The organism is Pseudomonas sp., from assembly GCF_035277045.1.
Taxonomy (GTDB): domain Bacteria; phylum Pseudomonadota; class Gammaproteobacteria; order Pseudomonadales; family Pseudomonadaceae; genus Aquipseudomonas.
On sequence record NZ_DATELE010000238.1, the window covers coordinates 1 to 7,158 of the forward strand.

Annotated in this window: 6 protein-coding genes and 1 pseudogene; all 7 read right to left on the reverse strand. The window is 66.4% G+C overall.

The genetic code is table 11. The features are described 5' to 3' along the window. Positions 1-313, reverse strand: a pseudogene (locus VJS90_RS13610) (sarcosine oxidase); the annotation flags it as partial. Between the two features lie 3 nt (positions 314-316). Next, positions 317-3,220, reverse strand: coding sequence for a 2Fe-2S iron-sulfur cluster-binding protein (locus VJS90_RS13615; protein ID WP_324122172.1), 2,904 nt, complete (start codon positions 3,218-3,220; stop codon positions 317-319). After that, entirely contained in the window at positions 3,217-3,525 is a 309-nt protein-coding gene (locus VJS90_RS13620; RefSeq protein WP_324122173.1) for a sarcosine oxidase subunit delta, read from the reverse strand. The genes VJS90_RS13615 and VJS90_RS13620 overlap by 4 nt, the downstream gene beginning before the upstream one ends. A 10-nt stretch (positions 3,526-3,535) precedes the next feature. Then, complete coding sequence (locus VJS90_RS13625) at positions 3,536-4,777, reverse strand: FAD-dependent oxidoreductase (protein WP_324122174.1); 1,242 nt, start codon at positions 4,775-4,777, stop codon at positions 3,536-3,538. Then, positions 4,759-5,682 (reverse strand): bifunctional methylenetetrahydrofolate dehydrogenase/methenyltetrahydrofolate cyclohydrolase FolD, encoded by a 924-nt coding sequence (gene folD, locus VJS90_RS13630; RefSeq protein WP_324122175.1) that lies wholly within the window; start codon positions 5,680-5,682, stop codon positions 4,759-4,761. Before folD ends, VJS90_RS13625 begins: the two co-directional genes overlap by 19 nt. After that, positions 5,679-6,545 (reverse strand): formyltetrahydrofolate deformylase, encoded by an 867-nt coding sequence (gene purU / locus VJS90_RS13635; RefSeq protein WP_324122176.1) that lies wholly within the window; start codon positions 6,543-6,545, stop codon positions 5,679-5,681. The genes folD and purU overlap by 4 nt, the downstream gene beginning before the upstream one ends. Positions 6,546-6,852: 307 nt before the next feature. Then, positions 6,853-7,158: cupin domain-containing protein (locus VJS90_RS13640; protein WP_324122177.1), on the reverse strand; the 306-nt coding region annotated here is incomplete at its 5' end.

A 7,158-nucleotide genomic window follows, 5' to 3' on the forward strand; every position in this document is an offset into this window, starting at 1 on the left:
GCAGCAGGTAGTTGCGACTGTCGTCGAACACCCAGGACGCTTCTTCGGCGGCAACGCGGGCGCCCATGTCATCCAGGCTGCCGAGCAGCAGGTATTCGGTCTGCGACAGGCGAGTCACGCGGCTGCCGTCGTCCTGGCGCAGGGCCTGGTTGGGCTGCCCGGGCAGACGATAGCCACGCGCCTGTAGCCAGGCGGCGCTGTCGGTGCCCCTGAAGCCCACGCGTGGCAGTTCGCTCAGGTCTGTCAACGCGCAGTGGTGCAGCGGATACACAGGGCTGCGTTCGATGAAGTCTTCGGCTTTCAGGCTGGACATGGCTCAGAGCTCCTGGCGCAGGTTGCGGGGGTCATGGAAGGGCAGGGTGACGACCTGGGCCTGCACCACTTCGCCGCCTTCGACGCGGATCGGGATGTGCTGGCCTGGCGTGGCCTGGTGGGCACCGGCGTAGGCCAGGCCGATGATCTGGCCAAGGGTCTGGGAGAACTCGCAGGAAGTGACGTTGCCACTGATGTCGGGTCCGTCCAGCACCAGGTGGCCTTCCAGTGGTTGAGCGCTGCCGCGCGGCAGGGTGAAACCCACGAGCTTGCGCTTGAGCGGCTGGGCTTCGAGGATCTCGATGGAGCGCTTGCCGACGAAGAAGGGCTTCTTGCGGCCGATCGCCCATTGCATGTCGATCTCGGCAGGGTGGGTCATGCCGTCGGTGTCCTGGCTGATGATCACGTGGCCTTTTTCAAGGCGCAGCAAACGCTGGGTCTCGACGCCGAAAGGGCGAATGCCCAGCGGCGCGCCCGCTTCGATCAGCACATCCCACAGCCGCTCGGCATGTCGGGCCGGCACGTGGATCTCGTAACCCAGCTCGCCGACGAAACCGACCCGCAGGATGCGCGCGGGGATGCCGGCGACCTTGCCCAGGCGCACCCCCAGGTAGGGGAATGCCTCGGCGGACAGGTCGACGTCGTCGCAGACCTTGGCCAGCACCTGGCGCGACAAGGGACCCGCCAGGTTGACCGCGGCCAGCGCCGCGGTGACGTTGGTGACGTCCACGTCCAGGCGCCACTGGGCATTCCACTTGAGCATCTGCTGGTAGATGCGATCGACACCGCTGGTGGTGGCGCTGACATAGAAATGCCGCTCGCCGAGGCGGGCGCAGACGCCATCGTCGATTACCACGCCGTGCTCGTTGGTCATCAGCGCGTAACGGGTCCGGCCGACCGCAAGCTTGGCGAAGCCGAAGGTGTACAGGCGTTCAAGCAGTTCAGCGGCATCGGGGCCGCGCACGTCCAGGCCGCCCAGGGTCGAGACGTCGATCAGCCCGACTTTCTCCCGCACATGGCGGGCTTCGTCCTGCATGCAGCGCTCGCGGTCCTCGGGCTTCCCGTAATACGCCGGGCGCAGCCAGATGCCGGCGGGCATCATCTTCGCACCGGCCTCGACGTGGCGGCGGTGCATGGGCGTGAGCCGATACGGGTCGAAGGCACGGCCGGCGACGTGGGCGAGCTTTTCCGCCACGAACGGCGGACGCGCGGTGGTAACGCCGGTCTCGGCGATGCCGCGCCCCGTGGCCTGAGCCACCAGGCGCGCGGTGGGCAGGGCCGAGTGCCGGCCTTGGGACGGGCCCATGCCGACGGTGGAGAAGCGCTTGACCAGTTGCACGTCACGGTAGCCGCTGCGGGTGGCGTTGACGATGTCGCGCACCTGCAGGTCTTCATCGAAGTCGACGAAGTCCTTGCCCTTGGGGTGCGGGAAGATCGGCCAGGGAAAGTTGACCGGCGACTCGTTCACAAATGCGTCGAGGGCTGGCACATTCAGACCGAGGGCCGCCACGGCCTCGGCCGCCGCACGGGTGGCATCGGCCAGCACGTTCGCCAGCTGGTGACGGCCGTTGACGGAGCCGGCGATGTCCAGTCCGGCCGGAAGATTGCTGATGGTGAACTCGGCGCGTGCCTCTTCATAGGCGAGCTTGCCGCCCGCCTGGCACAGCAGCTGGTAGACCGGCATGTAACCGGCGGACATGCACAGCAGGTCGCAGCCCACGCGCACACCTTCCTCGGCGACCTTGCCCTGGGCCGTGATGCGGCGGATCTCGGCACCGCTGACGTGGCGCATGCCGGCCTCGTGCAGGGCTTCGAACACGGTGCTGCCCAGGTGCAGGGGGATGCCGCGGCGCTTGAGCTCGGCGGCCAATGCCGGGTCGGCCGGGGCCGCGCGCATGTCGACCACGGCGGCCAGGGCGACACCTTGCTCCTGCAGGTCGAGGGCGGCCAGGTAACCATCGTCGTTGCCGGTCAGCACCACGGCGCGCTGGCCGGGCTTGACCGCGTAGAGCTTCATCAGGCGCTGCGCGGCGCTGGTGAGCATGATGCCGGGCAGGTCATTGTTGCGAAACACCACGGGCTGATCGAAGGAGCCTGCGCTGACCAGGCAGCGCGTGGCGCGCACCTTGTACATGCGCTTGTGCTGGATCACCGGCAGGTAGTTGTCGGTGAACCAGCCATTGCAGGTGGCCTCCTTGAGCACCTGGATATTGGCATGGCCCTCGACGGCGGCCAGCAGTTCGCTGCGCAGGTACGCGGCGCGGGTGCCGGCGATGTCGAAACGGGCGTAGTTGAGCGAGCCGCCGAGCACGGGCTGTTGCTCGACCAGCAGCACCTTGGCGCCTGCGTTGGCGGCGTCGAGGGCGGCGCGCAGGCCGGCGGGGCCAGCGCCGATCACCGCCAGGTCAACAAACAGGTAGGCCTTGTCGTAGTATTCCGGGCTGAAGTCGAGGTTCAGCACGCCGAGCCCGGCCTTCTTGCGGATCAGCGGCTCCCACACCTTCCACATGCCCTTGGGCTTGTAGAAGGCGCGGTAGTAGAAACCCACCGGCATGAAGCGCGAGAACTTGCCCAGGTACGCATCGCGGTCCTGGTCGAGGCTGCCCGCATAGTTCTGGCCGTCCACCACCAGTCCCTGGCGGGCAGGGTGCAGGTCGGCCAGCACGTTGGGCTCATCGGGCAACTGCACCAGGCTGTTGGCATCCTGACCCGCCAGACTCAGCGGGCCGCGCGGGCGGTGGTACTTGAACGAGCGCGACAGCAGCCAGCGGCCGTTGCCGAGCAGGGCCGAGGCGATGCTGTCGCCTTCATAGCCCTGGTATTGCTGGCCGTCGAATGAAAACTGCAGCGGGCGCTCACGGTCGATGAGCAGGCCCATGGGGCTGGGCAGGCGGTTGACGGTGTTCATCCGGCGATCTCCGGGGCGGTGGTGGGCTGGGCGAAATCGATGCGCTGGTCGAACACGGCTTTCGGGTCGAAGGTGCGCAGCACCTGGTCGGTCACGGTATGGCGCTCGGCCAGGAACCAGTAGCTGGAGGCGTTGTGCAGCCACCATTCGACGACCACGCCGGCAGCGTTGTCGGTGTTGAACACATAGTCGGCCCATTCCAGGTCGCTGCAGGTGGCAGGGTCGGGCATCTGCTTGAACTCGCCACCGTAGGTGAACTCGCTGATGTTGCGCGGGCCGTTCAAGGGGCAGGTCAGAATCTTCATCGCATTCTCCTCAGTGGCTGGCCGCGGTGGCGCCCATCTCGTTGACCTGCTGGAAGCGGCTGAAGCGCTCCAGGGCGAACGGGGCGATCAGCGCCGGGACCTTGCCACCGCTGGCGACCAGTTCGGCCATGGTCTTGCCGCAGATGGGCGTCGACTTGAAGCCCCAGGTGCCCCAGCCCGCGTCGAGGTAATAGTTCTCGACCGGCGACAGGCCCATGATCGGGCTGTAGTCCGGTGTCATGTCGGTCATCCCGGCCCACTGGCGCATCAGCTTGGCGTTGGCCATGAAGGGGAACATCTCGATGGCGTGGGCCAGCAGGCTCTCCTTGAGGTCCAGGGTCGAGCGGGTGTTGTACAGGGGGTATGGATCAGAGCCGCCGCCGAAGACGATTTCGCCACGGCTGGTCTGCTGCACGTAGCAGTGCAGCGCCGAGGAGCTCACCAGCGGGTCGAGAAAGGGCTTGAACGGCTGGGTGACCATGGCCTGCAGCGGGTAGGTGTGGATCGGCGCACGGATGCCGGCCTTGGCCATCAGCAGCGAGCTGGCCCCGGCGATGGCCTGGACCACGCAGCCGCACTGCACGGTGCCTCGATTGGTCTTGACCGCCTCGATGCGGCCGTTGCGGATGACCAGGTCCTGCACTTCGGTGAGCTGGTGGATCTCGACACCGCGCTTGGCGGCCTGCTTGGCGTAGCCCCAGGCGACCGCGTCGTGGCGGGCGGTGGCGCCGTCGATGTGCCATAGGCCGGCGATCACCGGCAGGTGGCCGGGGTCCAGGTTGAGCGTGGGCACCAGCTCGCGGATCTGCTGGCGGTCGATCATCTCGGTACGTCCGCCGAAGTGCTTGTTGACCTCGGCGCGCTGGCGGAAGGCGCGGACGGTGGCGTCGGTATGCGCGAGGGTCAGCTGCCCGCGCTCGGAATACATGATGTTGAAGTCGAACTCGTTGGAGAGGTTCTGGAACATCCGCACCGATTCGGCGTAGAAGCGCACGCCTTCGCTGGTGAGGTAGTTGGAGCGGATCACGGCCGTGTTGCGCGCGGTGTTGCCACCGCCCAGGTAGGCCTTTTCCAGCACCGCGACATTGGTCACGCCGTGGTACTTGGCCAGGTAATAGGCGATCGCCAGGCCGTGGCCACCGCCACCGATGATCACCACGTCATAGCGCGGCTTGAGCTCGCACGGTGGCGGCAGGTCGACCTCGACCGGGTAGTCGGCGCTCAGGCCGTGTTTCAGCAGAGCGAAAGGCATGGGGCGTGCTCCTGTGATGGGCGTGCCAGGGCGGCCTGTTGCTGCAGGTCGAGGGCGAGCAGGGTGTTCTTCATCAGATAGGCGATGGTCATGGGGCCGACGCCACCCGGTACCGGGGTGATTGCCGCAGCCAGCGGCAGGGCGGCGGCGAAATCGACATCACCCACCAGGCGGCTGCGGCCGTCCTCCTCGATGCGGTTGATGCCCACGTCGATCACCACCGCGCCCGGCTTGAGCCAGTCGGCGCCGATCAGCCGCGGCTTGCCGGCCGCGGCGACCAGGATGTCGGCCTGACGGCACAGCGCCGGCAGGTCGCGGCTGCGCGAATGCACCACGGTGACGGTGCAATCGGCTTGCAGCAGCAACGCGGCCATTGGTTTGCCGACGATGTTCGAGCGACCGACCACCACCGCATGCTTGCCGCGCAGGTCGCCGCAGGCATCGCGCAGCAGGCGCATGCAGCCACTGGGCGTGCAGGGGGTGAGCACATCGCGGCCCTGGGCCAGGCCACCGACGTTGGCGCTGTGGAAACCGTCGACGTCTTTTAGCGGGCTGACGGCCTGCAGGACGCGGTGCTCGTCGATGTGCGGCGGCAGCGGCAGTTGCACGAGAATGCCGTTGACCGAAGGGTCGGCGTTCAGGCGCTGCACCAGCGCGAGCAGGGTCTGCTCATCCGTGTCGGCGCCCAGGCGATGCTCCAGCGAGCGGATGCCGACTTCCTCGGCACGCAGCACCTTGTTGCGCACATACACCTGGCTTGCGGCATCGCTGCCCACCAGCACCACGGCCAGGCCTGGCTGGATCCCCGCTTCACGCAGGGCCAGCACCTGTTCGCGAACCTCGGCCAGCACCCGCGCCGAGGTGGCCTTGCCGTCGATGAGCTTGATGTTCTGATGGACATTCATTTGAAGATCACCGTGCGCTCGCCATTGATGAATACCCGGTGCTCCAGGTGGTACTTGAGTGCCCGCGACAGGGCGATGGTCTCGGTGTCGCGGCCGATGGCGACCAGTGCGTCGGGGGCGTAGGCGTGGTCGACGCGCTGGACTTCCTGCTCGATGATCGGGCCCTCGTCCAGGTCGCTGGTGACGTAGTGGGCGGTCGCGCCGATCAGCTTCACGCCGCGCTGGTAGGCCTGGTGGTAAGGCTTGGCGCCCTTGAAGCCGGGCAGGAACGAGTGGTGGATGTTGATCGCGCGGCCCGAGAGTTGCTTGCACAGGTCGTCGGAAAGGATCTGCATGTAGCGCGCCAGCACCACCAGGTCGGTCTCGGTCTCTTCGACGATACGCATCAGGGCCGCTTCCTGCTGGGCCTTGGTGTCCTTGGTCACGGGCAGGTAGACGAAGCGGATGCCCTCGCGTTCGGCCATGTGCCGCAGTTCGAGGTGGTTGGAGACGACGGCGGTGATCTGCATGTCCAGCTCGCCCTTGGCGTGGCGGTACAGCAGGTCGGTCAGGCAGTGGTCGAACTTGCTGACCATCAGCAGCACGCGCATGGGACGCGCGCTGCCATGAAGGCTCCAGTCCATGGTGAAGCGCTGCGCCACATCGGCGAAGCCTGCCTCGACCTGGCCGATGTCGCCAGCCAGGCCGTCGTTGAAACGAAACACCGCACGCATGAAGAAGCGGCCGGTGTCCTCGTCGTCGAACTGCGCCATCTCGCTGATGTAGCAACCCTGCTCGGCCAGGAAGGTGCTCACCGCCGAGACGATGCCGGACACGGCCGGGCAACTGACGCGAATGATGAAATGGCTGGGGGCGTGGTGCATGTGGGGTCCTCGAGGTCTGTGGCGGCAGTTCGGGCGCAAGGGCGTGAAGGGGTATTTCCTGTCAGGAATATAAATTTCCTTTTGCGCTTTTATAGGCGAAGTTGGAGGGCGGGTCTATAGCCTTGGGAAAATTTTTATCTTGGGAGGAAAATATCAGGCTGCGGGGGAATGCAGTGTTTCGGGGTTATTGTGCAGGCAGGTTTTGCGGCCGCTGCGTGCCCGATCGCGGGACAAGCCCGCTCCCACAGAATCGCGGGACAAGCCCGCTCTCACGGAGATATACCCACCCCCTCACAGGGGCGCGGGGTCACTCCGGCCCATAGTTCATGATCGACAACAACCGGATCGGCACCTGCACCAGCTGCTCGGGCCCGTGCGGGGTCTCGCCGTCGAACGTCAGGCTGTCGCCGGCCTGCATGTGGTAGAGCTGGTTGCCGTGGCGGTACACCAGCTCGCCTTCGAGCAGATGCAGGAACTCGGTGCCGGGGTGAGCGAAGGTCGGAAACTCTTCGCTGGCGTCGTCCATGCTCACCATGTACGCCTCGAAGCTCTTCTTCGGCCCGCGCGTGTGGTTCAGCAGGTGATAGGTATGGCCTTTCTCGGTCCCGCGTCG

Bases quoted from the DNA above. Each gene is read 5' to 3' on its own strand.
- folD (WP_324122175.1), bottom strand. From the start codon at position 5,682: ATGAATGTCCATCAGAACATCAAGCTCATCGACGGCAAGGCCACCTCG.
- purU (WP_324122176.1), bottom strand. From the start codon at position 6,545: ATGCACCACGCCCCCAGCCATTTCATCATTCGCGTCAGTTGCCCGGCC.
- VJS90_RS13620 (WP_324122173.1), bottom strand. From the start codon at position 3,525: ATGAAGATTCTGACCTGCCCCTTGAACGGCCCGCGCAACATCAGCGAG.
- VJS90_RS13625 (WP_324122174.1), bottom strand. From the start codon at position 4,777: ATGCCTTTCGCTCTGCTGAAACACGGCCTGAGCGCCGACTACCCGGTC.
- VJS90_RS13615 (WP_324122172.1), bottom strand. From the start codon at position 3,220: ATGAACACCGTCAACCGCCTGCCCAGCCCCATGGGCCTGCTCATCGAC.